This window comes from Acinetobacter towneri, assembly GCF_001758345.1.
GTDB classification, from domain to species: Bacteria; Pseudomonadota; Gammaproteobacteria; order Pseudomonadales; family Moraxellaceae; genus Acinetobacter; species Acinetobacter towneri_A.
Genome location: NZ_MKQS01000001.1, coordinates 130,894 through 150,990, shown reverse-complemented (window position 1 = coordinate 150,990; position 20,097 = coordinate 130,894). Strand labels below are relative to the sequence as shown.

Here is a 20,097-nt window from a genome sequence, read left to right as displayed (position 1 = left end):
CTTAAACTGTTTCTTTAAATTTGTTTGAAATACGGAAAACTCGGGTGCTGGAGGTTTTGCTATATTTCGCAAATAAATCAGGTTCTTCTTTTTTCAACAGCGTACTGTCGATACGAGTAGAGGATTGTTCTTTGTAGGTGCAGATGGACTTGCCCTGGCTAATCATCATTTCCGCATCCTGCATCGTTGAGACAATCTTTAATTTGATTTCATCTTCACGAGCCTTGTCCGCTTTTTGGCGACCTTGAACAGTGATAAGTTCTTCAGCAAGCTTGATATGTTCAAAATCAGCTTCGACTTGTTTACCCACAACATGATTTGACCAGCGATGTAAAACATCATCAAAACAAGTAGGATCTGGTGGAACATCAGCAATGACATGGTTGAACCAAAATGCTTTAACCTGTTTAAAGATTGATTCAATTAAATCGTCATCACGTTCAATGCGATACATACGGAACTTATTGCCACCAATGAGAACGGCAAGGTGCCATACTTGGAAGCCTGTAATCTTCATGTACCAAAGGCATTGAGTAAGGTAATAGTCTGGAATTTGGTCTGTTCCTTCTTCACCAAATAACTTGGACAAATATTCCGAAGCTGTTTTACATTCCAAGCCTTGGTCTGTAGTTAGTTTCCCATCTTTAAAGAAAACACGACCTGCTATTTCAGGATTTATAACAGCACGGTCAATGTTACCGATAGCCCAAGACTCTCCGATGTTTTCAAGAGATAACTGCTGAGTAACACGTTGAACTTTCATACCTGAACGACGTGAAAACTCTTTAGCAACAACGTCTTCAAGTAGGTTGCCGAAATGCGCAGACTCATTTTGTGATTCTTTACGTTCACTGCGACCAGTTTTGTCTAACCACAATTGATATGGTGATTTGTACGGACTAAAACCAAGGATTGCAGCAACGTCTGAACCACCGATACCTTTTTTACGACCTGCAAGAAATTGATCACGATTAACTTGTGTATTCACTGTTCAACTCCTTTTGAAATAGAGTGAGTTCTTGTTAGTTTGCAAATAACAAGATTTTTGGCGAATTTTTCATAATTTTGCTGTGCATCTTTTATGTAATATTCAGAATCATCATCGGCTCTAGCAGCTTCCGTTTCCTTGCTTGTAAAAAATACACGGATCGTATCAATTGCATCTCCTGCACATTCAAATGTTTGAAAGCATTTAGCAGAGGTAAGCAAACGTGTGAATGCTGCTTTATGTTTTTCAGAGCCAACATTGCAAACAAATTGCCCTGTAGTTAAATTTTTAACCACGAAAAATTGTTCTTTAATTTTCATGATCAATCTCCCTGATATGCGCCAGAAACGTGTTTACGAGGATAAATTTCAGAACGCACATAACCACGACTTACTTGTGAAGGCATTTGGTTGATAGGCGCAACCCATGTCGGGAAAAACTTAGAATTCAGATCAACCCACACACCGCAATCAAACTTTTGGTTTGTGTCTTCGCGGTAATACTCCAGCGTTTCACCATTGACCAAAATGTGGTGCGTTGCTTCCTTAGGGGTAGCAACTTTAGGAATGAAAGCCATCATCGCATAGCCTCCAAATGCGCTTTGGTTGCATTAACCTGTGAAACTTGTTCCGCTTCACAAGCTTTTAAACCAACACCAAAAAAGATGAATGTGCTTACTGCAATCAGCGCAGATGCAGCAGCATTTGAAGCAAAGCTTTTAAGCTTTGAAACAAAGCGTTTTTTGTCTTGGCGCTTAATTAGCGTTTCGACTAGCTTGTTTTGCGATGTGTTTGTTGCCATAATGACCTCGTGTAGTTGAAGCCCGCTAGATTTCCAGTCCCTGCGGGCTTTTTAATGCCCACTGTTAAGCTGCAAACGTACCAATACGGACAGGGTTTTCTGGGAGCAAGGCAATCACTTTTTCTTTGAATTCTTGAATAATTTCATTACGCAAGAGTTCTTCTTTAACGATTTGCAATGCAAACGATGGCTCACCATCTGAGCTATTTACTACAAGACGCAAGCGAATAGTTTTGTCATCAAGACCGACATAAGCTGGATCAATGATTTCAAAATAACTTGGTAATTTCCCTGCTGTGCTTGAAGCTTCAACTTTGTCAAAGACTGAGCGAGTTTCTTGCATGTTTGATACTGACGAGTCAGTAGTTGAAGATGCGCCAACTTTCATGTTGCGAACTGCATTAATTGCTTCCGCAATATGGATCGTTTCACCAGCTTCACTTGTTGCAGCAAATACACTTGCCCAATCTTCAAGTAATGTTGCAAAACGCTTTTGATTAAGTTTGTTATCTTTAAGCTGATTGAGCTTTTCCCAAACTACAGTTGGTTCAAGCTGTAACACTGCTTTATGGTCACAATGACCTTGAGCCAATCCAACAACTTTGAAGTTTAAAATTGCTGTTGCTGATACATTTTTGTGGTCAACAAATACAGGGGCATAAACTTTTACATCAGGAACAGAATTTTCAGACTGCGTATTACCTAAAACATAACTTTTAAAATCTTCAAAAGATGGGGTTTTTAAAACACCACGTGCACGGTTACGACCAGCTTGAAATTGTTCTAAATCATGAACATTGAAATTTTCATGAATGGCAACAAGTTGACCACGAGATAAATCATTTACAGGTAACGCAAGTTCAACGATTTCTTTAGCAGAGTTTTCCATTTTCAGTACCTTATGGATGGTTGGTAAAATTGTTGTAATGAGAAGGGGGCTGTTTAAGCGTCTTCAGTGAATAATTGACTTGTATGGTTAGCGAACAAAGTGACATCACCACCAGCATTCAAATGCATTGGAGTTTTTGAGGTAGTGTCCTCTGCACGTTTACCTTTTGCTGTTGGTTCAACAAAAGCGAGTGTGTGTGCAATTTCGACCTGGCTTGAATCACCGATACGAGCAATATCAAGTGTGATTTTGATTTGCCCTTTTTTGTTGTGCTGAACAGCACCTTGAGAAACCATGCTGATAGCTGCACCGAGTTGGTTAGCAAAGGTTCCTGCACCTAAGTCAGCAACAAATTGCTGTGCGTTGGTTGGTTTGGTAGACATTTTTACCTCACATTGGGTTAGTGTGTGAGATAAATATCGCATTACCGATATTATTAGTCAATAGGAAAACCGATATTTTTATAGAAATTCCGATTTTTAATTTTATAGTGATAAAAAAACCTGCTCAGGGCAGGCTTTGAAGAAATTTACATCTAAGATCTTTTTAAATAAATTAATGCTGAAAAGCAAAGAATAAATCCCCAATACCAATATTCTTTAACAAAACTAGCACCACCAATAATTTTTAATATTAATATCAGTGGAATACAAGCAAAAGCCGAGATAAAAGCGTAAGCGAATATAAAAAACATCCATTGCGCAATACTGTCAATTGATTCAGGTTTTTCACCCTTAGATCGTCGTACTTTCCATTCTGAAAATGAGTTAACAAAATAATATAAAGCACCGATTATACATACTACCCCAATAATTATGTCAAAAAAACCACCTGACGAACTCCCTAAACCATCTTCAATATATCGATCTGCATAAGTATGAAAAGGTGTAAAAATGAGTATTAATAATATTGGAGTTTTTTTCATAGCTTGTCTCAGGCTAAGATTAATTAACTTTTTCTAACTCTTTTAGGACGCGAACCACCAAGTGGCCTAAAAGCATCAATCACTAAGCCGACCAATTCCATACCTTCTTCAAATTCAATGATATTGGGTTGAAAGTTTGGGTTAAGTGCTTGTAAATATTTACGTTCATCACTTTCAATAATCAATTTTTTGAATGTTGCATCTGTACTGTTTCTAACAACAATGAGGTCTTCAGATAGAAGATCACAAACTTGGAATGATGGATTTACAAGTATGTAATCACCATCTTGGTACGTTGGAAAATTACTGATACCCACTACTTTTAAGTAAAAACAGCCGTCAGGATCATCAGAACTTAATGGAGGAAGCCATTCTGTAATTTCAGATGGATTTAATGCTTCTACAGATGTCATTATTCCTGCTTGCACCCAAGATAAAACAGGGATGAGTTTATTTGATGTGATAGAGACAACATTGTTATCAAAATCACCAGTTATGCCTTTCTTGAGTTCTTCCGCTGTTACACCAAGAGCATTTGCTAACTCAAGTATTGAACCTGTTGATTTTGCATTGCCTGTTTCAAGGTCAGAAATTACAGATTGCTTCACGCCTGATTTTTGAGCCAATTCCTTTTGAGTCATTTTTTTGGCTTTACGAAGCTTTTTTAAATTTTCACCTAAAGTCGCCATAAAAAAATCCTAAAAACTACTATCGGAATTCTGATACAAAATGCAATCGGTTTGGCTATTGTCTTAATATCGGAAAACCTATATATTTGTTAAAAATATCGGAGGTTCTTATGAATCAGTGGCAAACAATGATCTCTGATTTAAGAGAAAAAGGTTTAACACAAACTCAAATCGCTGCGGAAATTGAATGTTCTCAAAATTATGTAAGTGATTTAGAACGTGGCGTTTGCGGTAAACGCTTGTCTTATGAGCTTGGAAAGAAATTAGAAGCTCTTTGGGAAAAACACCAATCAGCAGACTTAACCGCACAATCTGCGAGTTAAAAGGAAATCCTATGGAAACAAAAATAATGTTTGTATTCAGCAAAAAACTGTTGGCACCCATGTCAACACGTGTACCGCTGGAAGTCCAAGAGATCATTGATACTTTGGCTGAAAGCCAAGGTAGTGATCGTGCTAAGTGGTTAAGAGATGCCATAGATAAAAAGATCGAACTGGAGACAGGTCAATCATCATCTGAGCACATAGAAAAATCAAAGAATACAACGTCTACGAGTGTATTTATGAATGTATGCAGAAATTTGAAAAGTTTTTGGCAGGCATTAAAAAAGCCTGACGTTGCAGGTCGAGCTTCTAGTATTCATCAACATTCAGGTAAATGAACATGAGTAATTTAACAGAACATAAGTGCGCTGGCAAATGTCCAGAGTTTAAAACAGAGCAGTGCAATCACTGTTTGATTCAGCAAATTGAAAAACGTGAGTTTGATTTGGGCTTAGCACCTGACGAAGCGTATGTAAAAGATAGTGGTTTCAGTGCTGGTGATGTGGTCGTCTTGATTGGTGAAGGCACAAAAGATGTGTTGTTAGAAATTGTCAATCATATGTACACGCCAAATATGTACCGAGTAAAGATTTTGGAGTCGGGAAATTTCGGTCCTGTTTTTAAAGATGATATTCGCCAAGCCACGTCAGCAGAGTTACACGCTAAAAAACGTCTTTCTGCTGATTTAAATAAGCATCTGGATAGTGCGTATTTCATTGGTATTGATTTAGCTGCTGATGGAGAAGATAAGTCGGTTGAAGTGGCTTATTGCGTAATCTCTAAAAAATACTGTACCTGCCCAAACGGTGTTCAGATTTGCTTACATGAACATGGTGGTGCAGTGGTGGAGGTGCAGGGATGATTTTTGAAATTATTAATCCAAGTGATAAATGTACTTTGGAAACATCTGATCACGAAGTTGCTGCTGTTACTTGCTGTTTAATTGGAACTGGTAAATATGCATTGCAGGGGATAGATACTGATCTTGAAGTACCTCTCTTCATCTTTGGTGATCATGATGAATGGTTCACTGAAAAATTTAATAGAGATTTAGATCAATCTATTGAATTCATTAAAGCCAACAAACTAGATGAATTAATTGTGTGTCTAAATGGCGTTTTAATTGGTGGTGCAGAGTCACGTGCATCATTTAATAAAGGTATGGATTTAATTGATGATCCAATCAAAAAAGAAGAGTGGCGACAACATTGGTTGGATGAGCGTCGTACCAGTTTAAACAATATTTGTGCTCGTGCATGGCATTATGCTGAATCCCTGCAACAACTTAAAAATAGAGCACTGGAATTGGTTGATTCCTTGGGCTTAGAGCAGGCAAAGGAAATTATTTACAATACCCCTGATAAAACTGCCACTCATTACATCATTGATACTGGCTGTCATTATCACTCATTAGAGTTTCATTCATTTTGGTCATCTGAATTAAATGATTGGGATGATTCTGATTTTACATCGTTAGAAGAACTGAAAAAACATTTTAAAACAGTCATTGATCTATCTGAATTAAAAGACCTTATTCGCATTTATGAGGGAATAAAGGGAGTAGATCATGATTGATAACACCTCAATTCTCGCACTTACTGACATTATCCAATTGCCTGAAGCTGAACGCTTACAGGCAATCAAGGATAAGTTTTCAGCAAAATCACATGATGAATTACTTAATTTACTTGGCAATGTTTTAAATGTTGCTGTGAATTATGCCCAATCGTGTGATGAAACATTGTATTTACATCTCGTCACCACTGGCGATATGCACCCATACGCAATAGATAAGCTTATTTCACCTAGTTTTCATGGTGCTTTGAATGGGCTGATCCTAGCGCAAAAAGCACCTAATCAAGATGTTCTGTGTGAATCGTGTGCTTATCGTTGCGGCACTTTAGCAAATCATTGTCCTTCTACTCAATCTGACTTGGCTCATGCCTTGGAGTTGGATGCTGTTTTTTATTGCCATAAAGATATTGAAAATTTGCATAGTCCGTCTGCTACAGATCGTAAGCGCATGAAACCATGCAAAGGCTGGGCACAGCATGTGAAGAAACATAAGGGAGTAGCAGCATGAAATCAAATGAAGCTAAAAAACCTATGTATATCTTTACTGAACTAGGGAAAGAAAAACTTTGTAAGCACTGTGATGAATACTGGCCTACAGATTCAGAGTTTTGGTTCATGATTAAATCAAAGTTAAAAGATGGAACCATTACATTTCGACCAGAATCAGCATGTAAAGGCTGCTATGACCGCGTTTATAGACCACATCATGTAAAAGGTGTGAACAAGGTTCGTTCAAGTCATGAAAAGAAGGTGGCAGCATGAAAGACCTAAACAAAGTTTTGATGTTTGTATTTATGGCGATTGGTGCTGCGTTGGTTAAGTGGGGTGGGGTGTGAGTGATTTAATAAAATATTCAGATGTAAGCCAATATCAATTGATGGTGTTGCCAGTGTGCGGAACACATGGAATTCAAATGGAATACAGGAAAACAGAAGGTGAGTGTGAGGCTTGGGGTGGCGTTTGGTATGACTGCCCTAAATGCTTTAGCTCAGTTGTTTTTAAGGCTGATCAGGAAAAGCATGTACCAGCTCAAGAGCAAGGCGCAGGGGGTGTGGCGTGATTAAAAAACGTAATAAAAAATACAACCCCAATAAACCTGCTTTAAATCCTGTACGCAAGTTTCAGCTTATTGGTGAAGCGATTGAAGAAAATCGCATTCTCGAACTTTGGCAATTAACAAATGGGAAATCTGAGGATCAAGCGCCTGAGTTAGCCCATTTGCTAACTTTGACCAAGGGTACACTTGTGATTGCCATGCGTAAGGATTTAATCGACAACAAGCAAAGCTTCCATATCAGTTGTGACATATACGCAGATCATCCAGATGGCCGATCTATACAGCTCGATTTTGAAATAGCTGTACCTGAACGCATGACATATGGACAGTTTTTGAATGGTTGTGAAGAAGATCAAGAGCCAATTTACATCGTTGAATGTGGTGTCAAAACTCGCTGGAAAGGTGCCAGCAAGTTAATGGATGAATATTTCCATGAAGTTGCGGGACCGGGATTCAAAATTGTAAAGCAGCCATACATTGTGACTTGCTTTTCTGCATTCAAGAACATGGCATGTCAGCGCGAATTTAAAGCCGTGCAGATCTCCCTTACTGGTAATGGGTTAGGGGTGGCAACATGATTATCGGAGTTGCTGTTAAAGCAGGTGAGCTTATGGTCGCTCTACCAAAACCTAATCGCCATGCAGATTGTATCAATATCATTCTGTCACTTGGCTTGGTACCAGATATTCAAAATCAATGGGGGAAATCTGCACATCAAGGTTTCTATTGTGAAAATGGGAAGTTCTATACACGTCCACAAGCATTTTTACATGCAGTTGAATGTGGCCAACAAGAATGGACTGCAAACCAATTAGAGCTAATAGCCTTAGGTGAGATGGAATTTTCTCGCCTTGGGTTATGTAGTGAAGATTTGTGGTGAGGTGGTATGAATAATTCTAAAATTCCACTTACTCCGAAAGAGTGTGATGTATCAAATTTTCCATTTATGCCACTGGATATTGATCGACTTTTGAATTCTGAAACATGGATTCTTGGAGATGATTCAGAAAAAGTTGCAAGCATGACGTTGTGGTTAAAAAGCTGGTCGCAAATACCTGCTGCAAGTATTCCAAACAATGACAAGATGCTTGCGCACTTATCTGGCATGGGAACCAAATGGAAAAAAGTAAAAGATCACGCCTTACGTGGATGGGTTGATGGTGGTGATGGTCGTTTGTATCACCATGTAGTTGCAGAGAAAGCATTGGAAGCTTGGATTGAAAAGCTTGCCAGTGCTATATCTGGGGCACAAGGGAACGCTAAGCGTTGGGAAATTCAGATAGATACATCTGAGTTAGAAAGTCAGCTATGCGATGCAGTTCATCGGTTAAAAAGTATCGCCCCCCAATCCAAAGCATTAACAAAGAAGATTGCCAAAATTATAGAGTCCCGATCGGGGGGCGATAGCAACCCGAATCATGTCGGGATCGCAACAGATAAGAGAGAGAATAGAATAGATAAGAATATAAATAATATTCACTCACAAGGCGAACCTGAAAAAAATTCAGTCGAACAAAAAAACTCACTTGATGACGATCTGAATCTCTGGAAACCCACTCTCGACCAGATCAACGCATGGCGTCAAAGAGCAGGTTTACCGAAAACCACACAACAAGAATTTGATCAAACCATGATTACGTTCTTGCCACACTACGCACCACAAATCAGATCGGGGCGATTACTTGAAAACCAGGTGTACTCAAAATACATCAACTGGATCAAGCGTGATAACTCAAACGACAAAGCACCAACAGGCACAAAAACTAGACCTGTGAACGCCAATTCAACCAAACAAGTCAATGCTGCATGGGATAACGAACCAAACACCGATGATCGTCCATTTCATGGAACAGTTGAAATTCCTGAGGGCTTACGATGAACGCATTAGTAAATCTTGAAAACGGTTTTAACTTTGTGGATCAAATTTGTGAGATTCACAAAATCAACATGGTCAAAGCAGGACCGCATCATATTTGCCCAGAGTGTGCAGTAGCTAATTTGAATAAATCCAAGCAGGGTGAACAAGCACGTGTTGATCGTATGGTTCGTCAAAAACATTTGGAAGGTGCAATGATTCCTGAACGTCACAGTGATTCAGCATTCACGAATTATGTGACAAAAACACAAGGACAAGCCAACACACTGAGTCAATGCATCGAGTATGCACAAGCATTACTTGCAGGAAAGAAATCAAATTTCATCATGGTTGGATCAACTGGCACAGGAAAAACACACCTAGCATGTGCTACTGCAAAAACTTTGCTGAAAAATGGATTGTTTGTTCGATACATCACAAGTGAAGAATTAGCGCAGCGAGTCATGAACGCTTGGGACAAAGATACGAAAGATCAATCTGAAGAATCTGTGATTTATGACATCTGCCAATACGATTTACTCATTCTCGATGAGTACGGTCTACATGACCGTGATAAGCGTCTGGAAATTATTCACCGAGTTCTTACAGCACGATATGACCGAAAAAAACCAACGATGCTGATATCTAATTTCACAATGAAACAACTCAAAGCAGATCTTGGTGATCGTTTGTGGTCCAGATTCCAGCACGACGGATTGAAAACAGTTGAATGCAAATGGGCAGATGCACGGGTGAACTCATGACAAGTTATTTATCACAATCACAAATCAAAAGACTTGTGCAACAACGTATCAAAAAACCTAAACAACCAAAATATGGGAATCATAAAGTTGTAATTGATGGGGAAAAAGTTGCTGATTCACAGCATGAATATCGTCGTTTAAATGATTTAAAGGCCTTACAGCGTGCAGGTGAGATTAAGGATTTACAGACTCAGGTTCGCTACAACCTGATACCAACACAAAAAATTTGTGGTGTGAAAGTACGTGGCACAGATTACATAGCAGACTTTGTTTATTGGACCAAAGATGATCAGTTCATCTGTGAAGATGCCAAAGGTCATAAAACTGCGGATTACATCATTAAACGTAAGCTGATGAAGCTAATTCACAATATCGACGTAGTTGAAGTTTAAGAACGATTTAGGGGAGTATGACAATGAAGTCTAACGCTGAAACAATCCTTGAAGCCATTGAGGATTTACATAATCAAGAGCAGATCGTTACTAGAGAAACTTTGTCACAATTGACAGGCTTAAAATTATCTATCGTTGATGATCGTTTAAGCCATCTTGTCGATAGTGGTCAGATTATCCGTGTACAGCGTGGTGTATTCATTCCAGCCCCTAAACATCGTCCATCTCGTATTATGTCCAAGATGGTTTTACCTGATGGTACCGTTAAAATTGAAATTGGTGATGACCAGATTTTGACATTGACGCCACGTGAAGCACGCAACCTTGGCAATCTTATGGTTGCTGAAGCAATGCAATATGCAAATATTGAAATGGGCCATCATATGGCAATACTTCAGAGTGAAGTAACAAGTCAGGTGCGTAAGCTTAATAGACAAGTCAGTGATTTACTGGATGTGGGTAAGCAAGGTGAATTGTTATGAAATCAATATTAGATCAACTTGTCGGCACCTCAGAACCTGTCACTCGTTTTAATAATTTAACCATAGATAAATTAAAGGAGATGGCTGCTCAAATACAACAACCTAAAGAGAGTGAAGATGATCCTTACGCAATCTTACTTTCACAGGAAAAATTTGAGATGTTAATTAAGTCAAAACATCTTGTAGCCTTTGATAATTCTTCACCTACAGAAAAAGCAGTTTCATTTTTACACGGTTTACCTGTCATTATTCAAAACATTTATGAATATAAAGTCATGACTAGAAAAGAATATAAGGAATTTTATAACAACGTGCTACACCCCCTCTAAGGTTAGACCTCCCCACATATATACATGATCATTAAACCAATATGAGGTTTGGTGATCATGGCTGAAAAAAAAGTAATTGATTGGGAAAAGATCGAACTCGATTATCGAGCAGGTATTAAGTCTCTACGTCAAATTGCAGGTGAGCATGATATTGCAGAATCAGGCATTAGACGTAGAGCAAAGCAATACGAATGGGTTCGTGATCTATCTGAAAAAATTAAAGCTAAAGCAGATGACATTGTGCGCAAGGAGAGTGTGCGCAGCAGTGTGCGCACGAAAACGACCATTTCAGAAAAAGACAAAATTGATGCGAGTGCCAATGAAGTAGCGTCAGTCCGATTAGCACATCGTAAGGATATTCAACGTTCACGCAAGATTGCTATGAGTCTTTTTGATGAGCTTGAAATGATGGTCGGTCAAGAGAATGTCAAATTGCTGGAAATGTTGGGTGAGCTTATGTGGTCACCTGATGACAAAGGCAATGACAAAGTAAATGACCTTTACATGAAGATCATCTCAATGCCTGGTCGTGTGAAGTCTATGAAAGATTTAAGCGACACACTCAAAACATTGATTGCTTTAGAACGTCAAGCGTTTGGACTTGATGATGAGAACAATAAACCTGTCGATGCACTGACTGCATTACTTGAACGAGTGAGCACTGGAAATAGTTCTGCATTTAAACCAATTGCCGATGATCCTGAATATTAGTGCATGTACGTGAATGGAACGACTAATCACCCACACCAAAACAATTTCATTCACGTACACGCTTCAAAAATGCACCAATGTTGTGCAAAATGGAGTAAAAATTGATTTATAACACTAACTTACAGCCACTACCGACAAATGCCGAGGAGCTTGAACGCTGCTTGGCAGACCCTGTTTGGCGTATTTTTAGTGGCTGTTTATATAAGATCAAAATTAAAGGTGATGACTTTGTAAATGAGTTAGGGCAAGTAGAAGAAGCTCCAACATTTGAATTACCGTTCCAGCCTAATGATGCACAGAAGAAATTCTTAAATCGGTTGTGGTACCGCAATATTATTTTAAAAGCACGGCAGTTAGGTTTCACCACATTGATCTGTATATTGTGGCTTGATCATGCCTTGTTTAATGCCAATCAGCATTGCGGTGTTATTGCACAGAACCTTGAAACTGTAGGTGATATTTTTAGCGATAAGATTAAATTTGCGTACGATAACTTACCACCTGAAATATTAGAACGTTTCCCACTCAAAACGAATAATGGAACTGAGATGGAATTCGCCCATAATGGTTCTAAAATTTCAGTTGCCACATCATTCCGTGGCGGTACCATGCACCGTTTACTTATTTCTGAATACGGTAAAATTTGCGCTCAATCGCCTGGTAAAGCGAAAGAAGTTCGTACAGGTTCATTACCAGCAGTTCCAACAACAGGTATATGTGTCATTGAATCTACTGCTGAAGGTCGTGGTGGTGACTTCTTTGATAAGGTTCAGATCGCACAGAAGAACTTTGCTTCACGCAAAAAACTCACGCCAAAAGACTTTAGGCTTCATTTTTACGGCTGGTGGGAAGAACCGAAGTATCGTATTGACTCAACTGAAGTCATTATTTCTAAAAAAGATCATAATATTTTTGATCACATTGAAATTGTTGTATCCAGAAACTTAGGTAAGAAGATCAAAATTGATCCTGATCAACGTGCTTGGTATGTATCGACACGTGATAATGATCTATCTGGTGATCAAGCTTTGATGTGGCAAGAGTATCCCTCATTTCCTGACGAAGCATTTCAGGTCAGTACAGAAGGGAACTACTACGCAAAAGATATGCTTGAGTTGCGTAAACGTAGTGGTATTGCTCAAATTGAAGTTTTAGATGTACCTACGTGTACGTTTTGGGATATTGGCAACCATGATGGTTGTGCAATTTGGTTTCATCAAATGATGAATCAGCAAGATCGCTTTATTGATTATGAAGAAGATCATTTTCAAGATTTACGTCATTACGTGAAACTGATTAAAGATAAACCTTATATCTATCATACTCATTATTTACCGCACGATGCAGCACATCAAAGGCTTGGCGATTACAACAAGTCAGTATTAGAAATGCTTGAGGAATTATTACCTGGTCATAATTTTGTGGTCATTCCACGTATTACGTTACTCACAACTGGTATTCAACAGACTCGTAGACATTTAAAGAATGCTTGGTTTGATGAAGAACGATGCAAATTGGGTATCGAACGTATTGAAGGCTATAAGAAAAAGTTTAACCAACAAGCCAATATGTTTATTGACCAGCCTGATAAATCGAATGGTTGCTCAGAAGGTGCAGATGCACTTAGACAGTGGGCACAGGCTAAAGATGCAGGGTTGCTTGGTGATTATGTCTATACGGCTAGTCTTACTGGTATGAATCAAGGTACAACACATCAAAATCCACATGGTTATGTCGAAGCACCTCCGACAGATTGGCGTTTATAAGGAAAAGCTATGTTTACTCAAGAAGATACAGCTACAAGTGAGCAGATTAGCGATGATGATACGCTTAGTCTGGAAGAATTAACGGAGATCATGCACGAAATTGAGGAACAACCTCATTGGCGTCACATCGCAGATAAAGAGATGGATTATGCAGATGGCAATCAATTAGATACAGATTTGCTTAACCGTATGCAACAGATCGGTATTCCACCTGCTGTAGAGGACAGAATTAGTCCAGCTTTATTGTCGATTATGGGTTATGAGCTACAGACTCGTACTGATTGGCGTGTAAAAGCCAATGGTGAAACTGGCGGTGATGATGTTGCTGATGCCTTGAACTACAAGTTAAATCAAGCTGAACGCTTATCTAAAGCAGATAAAGCGTGTAGTGATGCTTTTCGTCCTCAAATTTCATGTGGTTTAGGATGGGTTGAGGTAAAGCGTGAGCAAGACCCATTTAAATATCCTTATCGTTGTGTTGTAGTTCATCGTAATGAAATTCATTGGGATATGAAGTCTACAGAACCAGACTTATCTGATGCACGCTGGTTACGTCGTACACGCTGGGTTCATCCTAAACGATTGATGAGTGCTTTCCCAGAACACAAGGAGCTAATCCAAACAGTTGGTCGTTATGGCGGTTCATGGTGGCAGCAACCTGATGTGCTCGATGGTGGAGCAAGTACAGGCTTACAAAACGCTTGGCTTGATGCACGTTCATGGACGATAAGTGAAAACTACTGGTATAACCCTACATCTAAAGAGATAAACGTTACTGAGGTTTGGTACCGTCGTTGGGTGCGTGTACCAGTTTTAAAGTTCAGTGATGGTCGCATCGTTGAGTATGACATCAATAACATGGCTCATGATTTGGCAATTTATCAAGGTGTTGCACGTGTAGAGCAGGCTACCATATCAAAATTGCGTCGTTCATATTGGCTTGGACCACACCTTTTACATGATAGTCCTTCGCCATATTCACACCATTATTTCCCTTATGTACCTTTTTTTGGGTTTAGTGAAGATAATACTGGCATACCGTATGGCTTTGTTCGTGGCATGAAGTACAGTCAAGACAGCATTAACTCTGGTATCTCAAAGTTACGTTGGGGGATGAGTGTTACACGTGTTGAACGTACCAAAGGTGCAGTGGCTATGACAGACGAACAATTACGTCGTCAAGTTGCGCGTCCTGATGCTGATATTGTATTGGATGCAGCACACATGGCTAGACCTGGTGCAAGATTTGATGTTAAACGTGACTATGAATTATCACAGCAACATTTCCAACTGATTAGTGATAATCGTGCTGCTATTGAGCAAGTAAGCAATATTACTTCTGGGTTCCAAGGTAAAAAGGGTAATGCGACTTCGGGCAAACAAGAGCAGATTCAAGTTGAGCAATCCAATCAAACTTTAATGAAGATGATGGATAATTTTCGTGAAGCAAGGACGTTAATCGGTGAGCAGTTGCTATCAATGATCGTTGAAGATATGGGCACTCAGCAACAAACTATCATTATTGAGGGTGATGCGGTACGTGAGGATCGTACAGTTGTTATCAATAAACCTGAAGTTGATGAACACGGTTACCCTTACGTCAGTAATGATGTTCAACGTACACGCTTGAAAGTTGTACTTGATGATGTTCCAAGTACCAGCACATTCCGAGAACAACAACTTAATGCCTTGTCTGAGATTGTTAAATCCTTACCTCAAGAGGTTCAAGTTGCAGTATTGCCTTATGTGATGGCCTTGACTGACATTCCATTCAAGAAAGACATTATTGAATCTATTCGCCAAGCTACACAGGCACCAACACCAGAACAAGTGGAGCAACAAATTAAAGAAGCTGTTGATAAAGCACTTGCCGATGCAGGTATTGATCTAAAACGTCGAGAGCTTGAACTTAAAGAGCGTAAAGCAGTAAGTGAAATTAAGGAAATAGACGCACGTTCAGTACAAATTGGTGTGCAAGCTGCATATTCAGCAATGCAAGGCGGTTCACAAGTGGCAATGATGCCGCAGATTGCGCCAATTGCTGACGAGATTATGAAAGGTGCAGGTTATCAGCGTCCTAATCCGATGGGCGATGATCCTAATTTCCCTACAGCAGAGCAGACCGCAGCAATGGACATTCGCAGCCCGTATGTTCAGGGCGAGGGAGCGCAGTTGGGCAGTGAGGGATTAGCAGAGGTTCAGCAGAACACTAGCCCGATGAGTCCACCAGTTCCACAGCAAGGCGGTACTGGTATGCAAGGCATAGAAACTCAACGAACCAATGACAACATACCCCCTGTAAGGCAAGAGTAATTTTCATTGTTCACAGATACTAAGGCAGTCGAATCGGCTGTCTTTTTTATTGGAATTTATTATGACTGCTCAAATTACTTTACAACTTGATCCAACCACTGACACTACTGGTAATGCTGAACAGGTTGCACGAATGATTGGCGTTAGTGCGTGGCATATTTCAGGTGATTACTTGGTTGTCGAGAATCCATTACTTGATTATCGAGTGACAAATAATGAAACTTATAGCCATAAAACAGATCGTATTCCGAATGGTGCAGTCGTGATTTTGGTTCAGGAAGAACCCGAGACAGTAGAACAACAAATTGAGCAAGAAATTCAATCTAAAAACTTAAATGCGCCACGTTTAACGCCTGCTGATATTGATTCTAAAATCAAAGCAGTTGAATACATCCTACCTCGTGACGTGTGCAAGCGTGATAATGGTGTAGAAGTTTTTGATGCACCGCTTCCACTACAGACATTAACATTCTGTATTCTTACATTAGAGAATGGATTTACAGTTACTGGTGAGTCTGCATGTGCAAGTCCTGAAAATTTCGATGCTGAAATTGGGAAGAAAATTGCCTATGACAATGCTCGTGAAAAGATTTGGTTATTAGAAGGTTATTTGTTGAAAGAAAAATTAAACCATCAAATTAAAATCCAAGAACATTTTGCAAGCCAAGGTGTGGATGCTGAGAAGTTGCAAGACAGCCCTATAGTTTCTGAATTGCCTGAATTAGAAATTAAATATAGTGATGCTGTTAAATCCACCGATCCTACAAATGATAACCAAGCATGTGCCAGTGGTAGTGCTAGTTCTAATTCTAATGGTTATCAACTCAATGCCAAACGTGATAACGCTTTTCTCTTGGCACAGTTACTGTCTAATAATAAAATCAGTGCAGAATTACGCAAAAAAGCTGAAACCAAAATGACTGCATTATTAGATGAATTGATTTAAACCTATCGAATTCGAGACCTTTAAACCAGCATCAATATGCTGGTTTTTTATTTCTTGATTTTCCATTCAACGGCATGATTTCCATTGTCGCAATCATGGCTCACACATTCACCTTTGTGATTCACCTGAATTACACCACAACCTTCACAAATAACATTTGCTAGATAGTTAGGTTTACATTCATTGATAAACCCATTACTCATTCCATATTGCTTGGCGCATTGAGCACAATATTCTGCCATTAATCCTACCCCCTGTAAGGCTAACGACATCATATATAAATCCTAGACACTTGTCTCATGTTGAGCAATCAACAGCTAAACGCTAGATAACTCTAGCCATTCGCCTTTGCGGTCACAGCGATAAGTGATAGGACAGACATGGATATTACAGAGCAACAAAATGAGTTGATTGAAGCTAACGGTGGTAAAGCATCACCTGAACTTGCAGCGCAGCTTTTAGAGCAAGCGTTAAATGGCGATACCGCAAATGCGGAAAATGGTAGTCAGCCAGCAACTACCCAAGTTACAGAAGAAAATACCCCAAAAGTTGAAGGTCAAGACGGTACGCAACAACCAGCTGATACACAACAAGCACAACAGCAACAACAGGTCGATGAAAGCCAGTTAAATGCTGAAAATGCTGTGATCTTAGCTAAAGACGGAAAACATACCATTCCCTATGACAAGTTAGTGGAAGCACGTAACGGTGAAAAGGAATGGAAGCAAAAGTTTGATGAAGCTCAACAACAGTTGGCACAACTTCAAGCTGATGCACAGGAACGTAAAGATAACGGACAAGCTCCAACCACACAGGACAACCAAGCAAATATCGCACAACAAGCGATTGATCAGGGTGTAGACCCTGCAATCTTTGGGGATTTTAGCGAGAAAGACTTGGCTGCTGGTATTCAGAAACTTGTTAATTCACAGGTTTCAACTTTGGTGCAACAGCAATTACAAACTGCTTTAGCTCCAATTCAGCAACAACAGCAGGTCAGTGTAGAGCAAGCCCATTTTAACGAAATCTTTACTGCACACCCAGATGCAGAATCTATTGTTGAATCGAAAGAATTTAATGATTGGAAGAATGCACAACCAAGTTTTCTGAAAGATGCGTATGAAACAGTTTTGGACAAAGGTTCAGCTGCTCAGGTGGTAGAACTTCTAGGATTGTATAAGTCGAATACCCAATCAGGTCAACAAGCTGCTCAACCTGCCAATGATGCAGTAAAGGCAGTAGCGCAAAAAGCTGTGAGTCAGGCTCAAACACCACCACCGAACAGTCTGAGTGATTTGCCTGCTGGTAGTCCTGCTGGTGTTTCTCGTGATGAGCGTTTGGCAGCAATGTCGCCAGCGCAACTTGCAGAGGAAATGCAAGGATGGACACCCGACCAAGTGGAGCAATTTCTCAATAGACGTGTTTAAACATACGTGATGAGAGTATTTGAAACATGACTACTAAAACTAACGCAAGTTATGGCGATAAGACCAATTTAGTTACCCAAGCGGTAGGTCTGTTCGCTACACACATGAATCGTAACAGCACCTTAAACCTATTGGMTGGGAAAATGCCTAAGGGCGAAGCAGGTGCGGAAGCGACTCTCCGTAAACAAACCACATCCCATATGCCTATTGTTCGTGTTCAGGACTTAGGAAAAGGGCGTGGTGATGAAGTGACATTCCACTTACTAAATCCAGTCGGTGCATATCCAATTATGGGTAGTGCGTATGCTGAAGGTCGTGGTGTGGGGATGTCTTTGAATGAAGATCGCCTACGTGTGAACCAAGCTCGTTTCCCTGTTGATTTGGGTAACGTGATGTCACAGATTCGTAGCCCAGCTGATTTGCGCAAACTTGGTCGTCCAGTCGCTCAGAACTTGATGGATCGCTATTGTGATCAGTCATTACTGGTGCATATGGCTGGTGCACGTGGTTCTCATAACAACATTGAATGGGTTATTCCTAAAGATAATCATAAAAACTTCAATGAAATCATGGTGAACCGTGTTAAAGCACCAACTAAAAACCGTCACTATGTTGTTGATGGTTCTGGTGTGCAGAGCGTTAAAAGCAATGCAGGTGAGTTTGATATTGCAACAACTGATCTATTTACAATGGATTCAGTTGATTCAATGAAAACTGTTCTGGATCAAATTGCTTTACCACCACCTATTTGTAAGTTTGAAGGTGATGTTGCTGCGGAAGATTCACCATTACGTGTATGGCTTGTATCGCCAGCACAGTACAACAAATTTGCTGCTCAACCAGGTTTCCGTTCTTTCCAATCATCTGCATTTGCACGAGCAAGTCAGGCAAAACAACATCCGCTTTTCTTAGGTGATGTGGGTTTATGGAACGGATTTATTATCCGAAAAATGCCACGTCCGATTCGTTTCTATGCAGGTGACACAATTAAATATTGTGCTTCGTATGACAGTGAAGCTGAATCAGATTTAATCGTACCATCAAGTTTTGGTAGCACTTTCGCTGTTGACCGTTCAATTATTTTGGGTGGACAAGCAATTGCGGAAGCAATGGCTGCAAGTGATAAGTCTGGTGTGCCTTTCTTCTGGTCTGAAAAAGACCTTGATCATGGCGATAAATGGGAATTATTGATCGGTGCCATTCGTGGTACATCAAAAATCCGTTTCGCTGTTGATACTGGTGAGCGTACAGAATTTACCGACTATGGTGTAACTGTTGTCGATACCGCTGTGCCAATCATTGGTGCTAATCAGTAATTGTTTTGGGTATGTCCAGTTATGGGCATACCTCATCTTATTCTAATCCTTGGAGATTTTTAAAATGGCGACAATTAAGAAGAAGCCTAGTGGTTATGGTCAGTTTGGTGGATTCTCACCATATGGCAATGTTACAGCGTTAGCATTTTTTCTTGCCACGAATGCTTCAGGTGCCGTAATTGATTCAGATACAACTGCTGCAGTAGCAAGTGGTGATGTTATTGATTTAGGTGAACTACCAGAAGGTATGCGCCTTGATGATGCTCAAATCCTGATTAAAACAGGTATGACAGCCACCGTTACAGGTTCACTTGGCTTTAAGTATGTTGATGGTGATAGTACAGAAGTACCACAAGATGCAGCTTACTTCATGAGCAATGGCGACCTTGCAACAGCAGGTCGATTACGTGCTAATACAGGTAAATTGGTAACCTTGCCTAAGGCTGCACGATTGATTTTAACCACTGGTGGCGCAGCGAATGCCAAGGCAAGCGACATCAAGGTTATTGTCAGTGGTGAATTGACAGGTCCTCGTTAATGTTTTGATGG

29 protein-coding genes and 1 pseudogene are annotated in these 20,097 nt (G+C 39.8%); 21 read left to right on the top strand and 9 right to left on the bottom strand.

Annotated elements, in window-relative coordinates:
- Position 1 precedes the first annotated feature (1 nt).
- The 8 genes from BJN41_RS00640 to BJN41_RS00605 all read right to left on the bottom strand — a co-directional run bounded on the left by BJN41_RS00640 (position 2) and on the right by BJN41_RS00605 (position 4,292).
- A complete protein-coding gene (locus BJN41_RS00640) occupies positions 2 to 988 on the bottom strand; it encodes a YqaJ viral recombinase family protein (protein WP_070152227.1) in 987 nt (328 codons plus the stop codon).
- A complete protein-coding gene (locus tag BJN41_RS00635) occupies positions 985 to 1,308 on the bottom strand; it encodes a hypothetical protein (protein WP_070152224.1) in 324 nt (107 codons plus the stop codon). Before BJN41_RS00635 ends, BJN41_RS00640 begins: the two co-directional genes overlap by 4 nt.
- Before the next feature lie 2 nt (positions 1,309 to 1,310).
- Entirely contained in the window at positions 1,311 to 1,568 is a 258-nt protein-coding gene (locus BJN41_RS00630; protein ID WP_070152221.1) for a hypothetical protein, read from the bottom strand.
- Entirely contained in the window at positions 1,565 to 1,789 is a 225-nt protein-coding gene (locus tag BJN41_RS00625; RefSeq protein ID WP_070152218.1) for a hypothetical protein, read from the bottom strand. The genes BJN41_RS00630 and BJN41_RS00625 overlap by 4 nt, the downstream gene beginning before the upstream one ends.
- Positions 1,790 to 1,853: 64 nt before the next feature.
- The gene (locus BJN41_RS00620) at positions 1,854 to 2,678 is read right to left on the bottom strand and encodes a DUF2303 family protein (protein WP_070152216.1); all 825 of its coding nucleotides are present in this window, start codon (positions 2,676 to 2,678) and stop codon (positions 1,854 to 1,856) included.
- 53 nt (positions 2,679 to 2,731) lie between these two features.
- Positions 2,732 to 3,061, bottom strand: coding sequence for a hypothetical protein (locus BJN41_RS00615; RefSeq protein WP_010112842.1), 330 nt, complete (start codon positions 3,059 to 3,061; stop codon positions 2,732 to 2,734).
- A gap of 152 nt (positions 3,062 to 3,213) precedes the next feature.
- Complete coding sequence (locus tag BJN41_RS00610; RefSeq protein ID WP_081406265.1) at positions 3,214 to 3,603, bottom strand: putative four-helix membrane protein; 390 nt, start codon at positions 3,601 to 3,603, stop codon at positions 3,214 to 3,216.
- A gap of 23 nt (positions 3,604 to 3,626) precedes the next feature.
- Positions 3,627 to 4,292: a helix-turn-helix domain-containing protein gene (locus BJN41_RS00605; RefSeq protein WP_070152213.1), complete on the bottom strand. Its 666-nt coding sequence runs from the start codon at positions 4,290 to 4,292 to the stop codon at positions 3,627 to 3,629.
- A gap of 110 nt (positions 4,293 to 4,402) precedes the next feature.
- Here BJN41_RS00605 and BJN41_RS00600 point away from each other — a divergent pair, with 110 nt between their 5' ends.
- The 18 genes and pseudogenes from BJN41_RS00600 to BJN41_RS16040 all read left to right on the top strand — a co-directional run.
- On the top strand, positions 4,403 to 4,615 hold the full coding sequence (locus BJN41_RS00600) for a helix-turn-helix domain-containing protein (RefSeq protein WP_070152210.1): 213 nt from the start codon (positions 4,403 to 4,405) through the stop codon (positions 4,613 to 4,615).
- 11 nt (positions 4,616 to 4,626) lie between these two features.
- Positions 4,627 to 4,953 (top strand): hypothetical protein, encoded by a 327-nt coding sequence (locus BJN41_RS00595; protein WP_049044693.1) that lies wholly within the window; start codon positions 4,627 to 4,629, stop codon positions 4,951 to 4,953.
- 2 nt (positions 4,954 to 4,955) lie between these two features.
- The gene (locus tag BJN41_RS15760) at positions 4,956 to 5,477 is read left to right on the top strand and encodes a hypothetical protein (RefSeq protein WP_070152207.1); all 522 of its coding nucleotides are present in this window, start codon (positions 4,956 to 4,958) and stop codon (positions 5,475 to 5,477) included.
- A complete protein-coding gene (locus BJN41_RS00585) occupies positions 5,474 to 6,190 on the top strand; it encodes a hypothetical protein (protein WP_070152205.1) in 717 nt (238 codons plus the stop codon). Before BJN41_RS15760 ends, BJN41_RS00585 begins: the two co-directional genes overlap by 4 nt.
- Positions 6,183 to 6,698 carry a hypothetical protein gene (locus tag BJN41_RS00580; RefSeq protein WP_070152202.1) on the top strand — a complete coding sequence of 172 codons (516 nt, stop codon included), beginning with the start codon at positions 6,183 to 6,185 and terminating at the stop codon, positions 6,696 to 6,698. The genes BJN41_RS00585 and BJN41_RS00580 overlap by 8 nt, the downstream gene beginning before the upstream one ends.
- Entirely contained in the window at positions 6,695 to 6,952 is a 258-nt protein-coding gene (locus BJN41_RS00575; protein ID WP_061517846.1) for a hypothetical protein, read from the top strand. Before BJN41_RS00580 ends, BJN41_RS00575 begins: the two co-directional genes overlap by 4 nt.
- Before the next feature lie 70 nt (positions 6,953 to 7,022).
- Entirely contained in the window at positions 7,023 to 7,250 is a 228-nt protein-coding gene (locus tag BJN41_RS15230) for a hypothetical protein (protein ID WP_141730345.1), read from the top strand.
- Positions 7,247 to 7,825, top strand: coding sequence for a hypothetical protein (locus BJN41_RS00570; protein WP_070152199.1), 579 nt, complete (start codon positions 7,247 to 7,249; stop codon positions 7,823 to 7,825). The genes BJN41_RS15230 and BJN41_RS00570 overlap by 4 nt, the downstream gene beginning before the upstream one ends.
- Positions 7,822 to 8,127 carry a hypothetical protein gene (locus tag BJN41_RS00565; RefSeq protein ID WP_070152197.1) on the top strand — a complete coding sequence of 102 codons (306 nt, stop codon included), beginning with the start codon at positions 7,822 to 7,824 and terminating at the stop codon, positions 8,125 to 8,127. The genes BJN41_RS00570 and BJN41_RS00565 overlap by 4 nt, the downstream gene beginning before the upstream one ends.
- 6 nt (positions 8,128 to 8,133) lie before the next feature.
- Complete coding sequence (locus tag BJN41_RS15755; protein ID WP_070152194.1) at positions 8,134 to 9,126, top strand: DUF1376 domain-containing protein; 993 nt, start codon at positions 8,134 to 8,136, stop codon at positions 9,124 to 9,126.
- Complete coding sequence (locus tag BJN41_RS00555) at positions 9,123 to 9,866, top strand: ATP-binding protein (RefSeq protein WP_070152191.1); 744 nt, start codon at positions 9,123 to 9,125, stop codon at positions 9,864 to 9,866. The genes BJN41_RS15755 and BJN41_RS00555 overlap by 4 nt, the downstream gene beginning before the upstream one ends.
- Complete coding sequence (locus BJN41_RS00550) at positions 9,863 to 10,258, top strand: DUF1064 domain-containing protein (RefSeq protein ID WP_070152188.1); 396 nt, start codon at positions 9,863 to 9,865, stop codon at positions 10,256 to 10,258. The genes BJN41_RS00555 and BJN41_RS00550 overlap by 4 nt, the downstream gene beginning before the upstream one ends.
- Positions 10,259 to 10,281: 23 nt before the next feature.
- A complete protein-coding gene (locus tag BJN41_RS00545; protein WP_070152185.1) occupies positions 10,282 to 10,740 on the top strand; it encodes a hypothetical protein in 459 nt (152 codons plus the stop codon).
- Positions 10,737 to 11,069 (top strand): hypothetical protein, encoded by a 333-nt coding sequence (locus BJN41_RS00540; RefSeq protein ID WP_070152182.1) that lies wholly within the window; start codon positions 10,737 to 10,739, stop codon positions 11,067 to 11,069. The genes BJN41_RS00545 and BJN41_RS00540 overlap by 4 nt, the downstream gene beginning before the upstream one ends.
- A gap of 57 nt (positions 11,070 to 11,126) precedes the next feature.
- The gene (locus BJN41_RS00535; protein ID WP_042890544.1) at positions 11,127 to 11,780 is read left to right on the top strand and encodes a hypothetical protein; all 654 of its coding nucleotides are present in this window, start codon (positions 11,127 to 11,129) and stop codon (positions 11,778 to 11,780) included.
- 101 nt (positions 11,781 to 11,881) lie between these two features.
- On the top strand, positions 11,882 to 13,546 hold the full coding sequence (locus BJN41_RS00530; protein ID WP_070152179.1) for a terminase: 1,665 nt from the start codon (positions 11,882 to 11,884) through the stop codon (positions 13,544 to 13,546).
- Positions 13,547 to 13,555: 9 nt separating this feature from the next.
- On the top strand, positions 13,556 to 15,859 hold the full coding sequence (locus BJN41_RS00525) for a hypothetical protein (protein WP_070152176.1): 2,304 nt from the start codon (positions 13,556 to 13,558) through the stop codon (positions 15,857 to 15,859).
- Positions 15,860 to 16,127: 268 nt separating this feature from the next.
- Positions 16,128 to 16,511: pseudogene (locus BJN41_RS16040) on the top strand (Gp49 family protein); the annotation flags it as partial.
- 341 nt (positions 16,512 to 16,852) lie between these two features.
- Here BJN41_RS16040 and BJN41_RS00515 read toward each other — a convergent pair.
- Positions 16,853 to 17,080 (bottom strand): hypothetical protein, encoded by a 228-nt coding sequence (locus BJN41_RS00515; protein ID WP_227515190.1) that lies wholly within the window; start codon positions 17,078 to 17,080, stop codon positions 16,853 to 16,855.
- A gap of 105 nt (positions 17,081 to 17,185) precedes the next feature.
- Here BJN41_RS00515 and BJN41_RS00510 point away from each other — a divergent pair, with 105 nt between their 5' ends.
- From BJN41_RS00510 to BJN41_RS00500, 3 genes are all read left to right on the top strand, one after another.
- On the top strand, positions 17,186 to 18,232 hold the full coding sequence (locus BJN41_RS00510; protein ID WP_070152170.1) for a hypothetical protein: 1,047 nt from the start codon (positions 17,186 to 17,188) through the stop codon (positions 18,230 to 18,232).
- A 26-nt stretch (positions 18,233 to 18,258) separates the two neighbouring features.
- Positions 18,259 to 19,548: a DUF4043 family protein gene (locus tag BJN41_RS00505; protein ID WP_070152166.1), complete on the top strand. Its 1,290-nt coding sequence runs from the start codon at positions 18,259 to 18,261 to the stop codon at positions 19,546 to 19,548.
- 64 nt (positions 19,549 to 19,612) lie between these two features.
- Positions 19,613 to 20,086, top strand: a complete 474-nt coding sequence (locus BJN41_RS00500) for a hypothetical protein (protein WP_070152162.1) — start codon at positions 19,613 to 19,615, stop codon at positions 20,084 to 20,086.
- Positions 20,087 to 20,097: the final 11 nt, after the last annotated feature.

Excerpts from the sequence above, each read along its gene's own strand:
- BJN41_RS00620 (WP_070152216.1), bottom strand. The coding sequence starts at position 2,678 with ATGGAAAACTCTGCTAAAGAAATCGTTGAACTTGCGTTACCTGTAAAT.
- BJN41_RS00555 (WP_070152191.1), top strand. The coding sequence starts at position 9,123 with ATGAACGCATTAGTAAATCTTGAAAACGGTTTTAACTTTGTGGATCAA.
- BJN41_RS00615 (WP_010112842.1), bottom strand. The coding sequence starts at position 3,061 with ATGTCTACCAAACCAACCAACGCACAGCAATTTGTTGCTGACTTAGGT.
- BJN41_RS00580 (WP_070152202.1), top strand. The coding sequence starts at position 6,183 with ATGATTGATAACACCTCAATTCTCGCACTTACTGACATTATCCAATTG.
- BJN41_RS00545 (WP_070152185.1), top strand. The coding sequence starts at position 10,282 with ATGAAGTCTAACGCTGAAACAATCCTTGAAGCCATTGAGGATTTACAT.
- BJN41_RS00605 (WP_070152213.1), bottom strand. The coding sequence starts at position 4,292 with ATGGCGACTTTAGGTGAAAATTTAAAAAAGCTTCGTAAAGCCAAAAAA.
- BJN41_RS15760 (WP_070152207.1), top strand. The coding sequence starts at position 4,956 with ATGAGTAATTTAACAGAACATAAGTGCGCTGGCAAATGTCCAGAGTTT.
- BJN41_RS00635 (WP_070152224.1), bottom strand. The coding sequence starts at position 1,308 with ATGAAAATTAAAGAACAATTTTTCGTGGTTAAAAATTTAACTACAGGG.
- BJN41_RS00540 (WP_070152182.1), top strand. The coding sequence starts at position 10,737 with ATGAAATCAATATTAGATCAACTTGTCGGCACCTCAGAACCTGTCACT.
- BJN41_RS00600 (WP_070152210.1), top strand. The coding sequence starts at position 4,403 with ATGAATCAGTGGCAAACAATGATCTCTGATTTAAGAGAAAAAGGTTTA.
- BJN41_RS00595 (WP_049044693.1), top strand. The coding sequence starts at position 4,627 with ATGGAAACAAAAATAATGTTTGTATTCAGCAAAAAACTGTTGGCACCC.
- BJN41_RS00550 (WP_070152188.1), top strand. The coding sequence starts at position 9,863 with ATGACAAGTTATTTATCACAATCACAAATCAAAAGACTTGTGCAACAA.
- BJN41_RS00585 (WP_070152205.1), top strand. The coding sequence starts at position 5,474 with ATGATTTTTGAAATTATTAATCCAAGTGATAAATGTACTTTGGAAACA.
- BJN41_RS00630 (WP_070152221.1), bottom strand. The coding sequence starts at position 1,568 with ATGATGGCTTTCATTCCTAAAGTTGCTACCCCTAAGGAAGCAACGCAC.
- BJN41_RS00500 (WP_070152162.1), top strand. The coding sequence starts at position 19,613 with ATGGCGACAATTAAGAAGAAGCCTAGTGGTTATGGTCAGTTTGGTGGA.
- BJN41_RS00625 (WP_070152218.1), bottom strand. The coding sequence starts at position 1,789 with ATGGCAACAAACACATCGCAAAACAAGCTAGTCGAAACGCTAATTAAG.
- BJN41_RS00565 (WP_070152197.1), top strand. The coding sequence starts at position 7,822 with ATGATTATCGGAGTTGCTGTTAAAGCAGGTGAGCTTATGGTCGCTCTA.
- BJN41_RS00515 (WP_227515190.1), bottom strand. The coding sequence starts at position 17,080 with ATGATGTCGTTAGCCTTACAGGGGGTAGGATTAATGGCAGAATATTGT.
- BJN41_RS00575 (WP_061517846.1), top strand. The coding sequence starts at position 6,695 with ATGAAATCAAATGAAGCTAAAAAACCTATGTATATCTTTACTGAACTA.
- BJN41_RS00535 (WP_042890544.1), top strand. The coding sequence starts at position 11,127 with ATGGCTGAAAAAAAAGTAATTGATTGGGAAAAGATCGAACTCGATTAT.
- BJN41_RS00610 (WP_081406265.1), bottom strand. The coding sequence starts at position 3,603 with ATGAAAAAAACTCCAATATTATTAATACTCATTTTTACACCTTTTCAT.
- BJN41_RS00510 (WP_070152170.1), top strand. The coding sequence starts at position 17,186 with ATGGATATTACAGAGCAACAAAATGAGTTGATTGAAGCTAACGGTGGT.
- BJN41_RS15755 (WP_070152194.1), top strand. The coding sequence starts at position 8,134 with ATGAATAATTCTAAAATTCCACTTACTCCGAAAGAGTGTGATGTATCA.
- BJN41_RS00525 (WP_070152176.1), top strand. The coding sequence starts at position 13,556 with ATGTTTACTCAAGAAGATACAGCTACAAGTGAGCAGATTAGCGATGAT.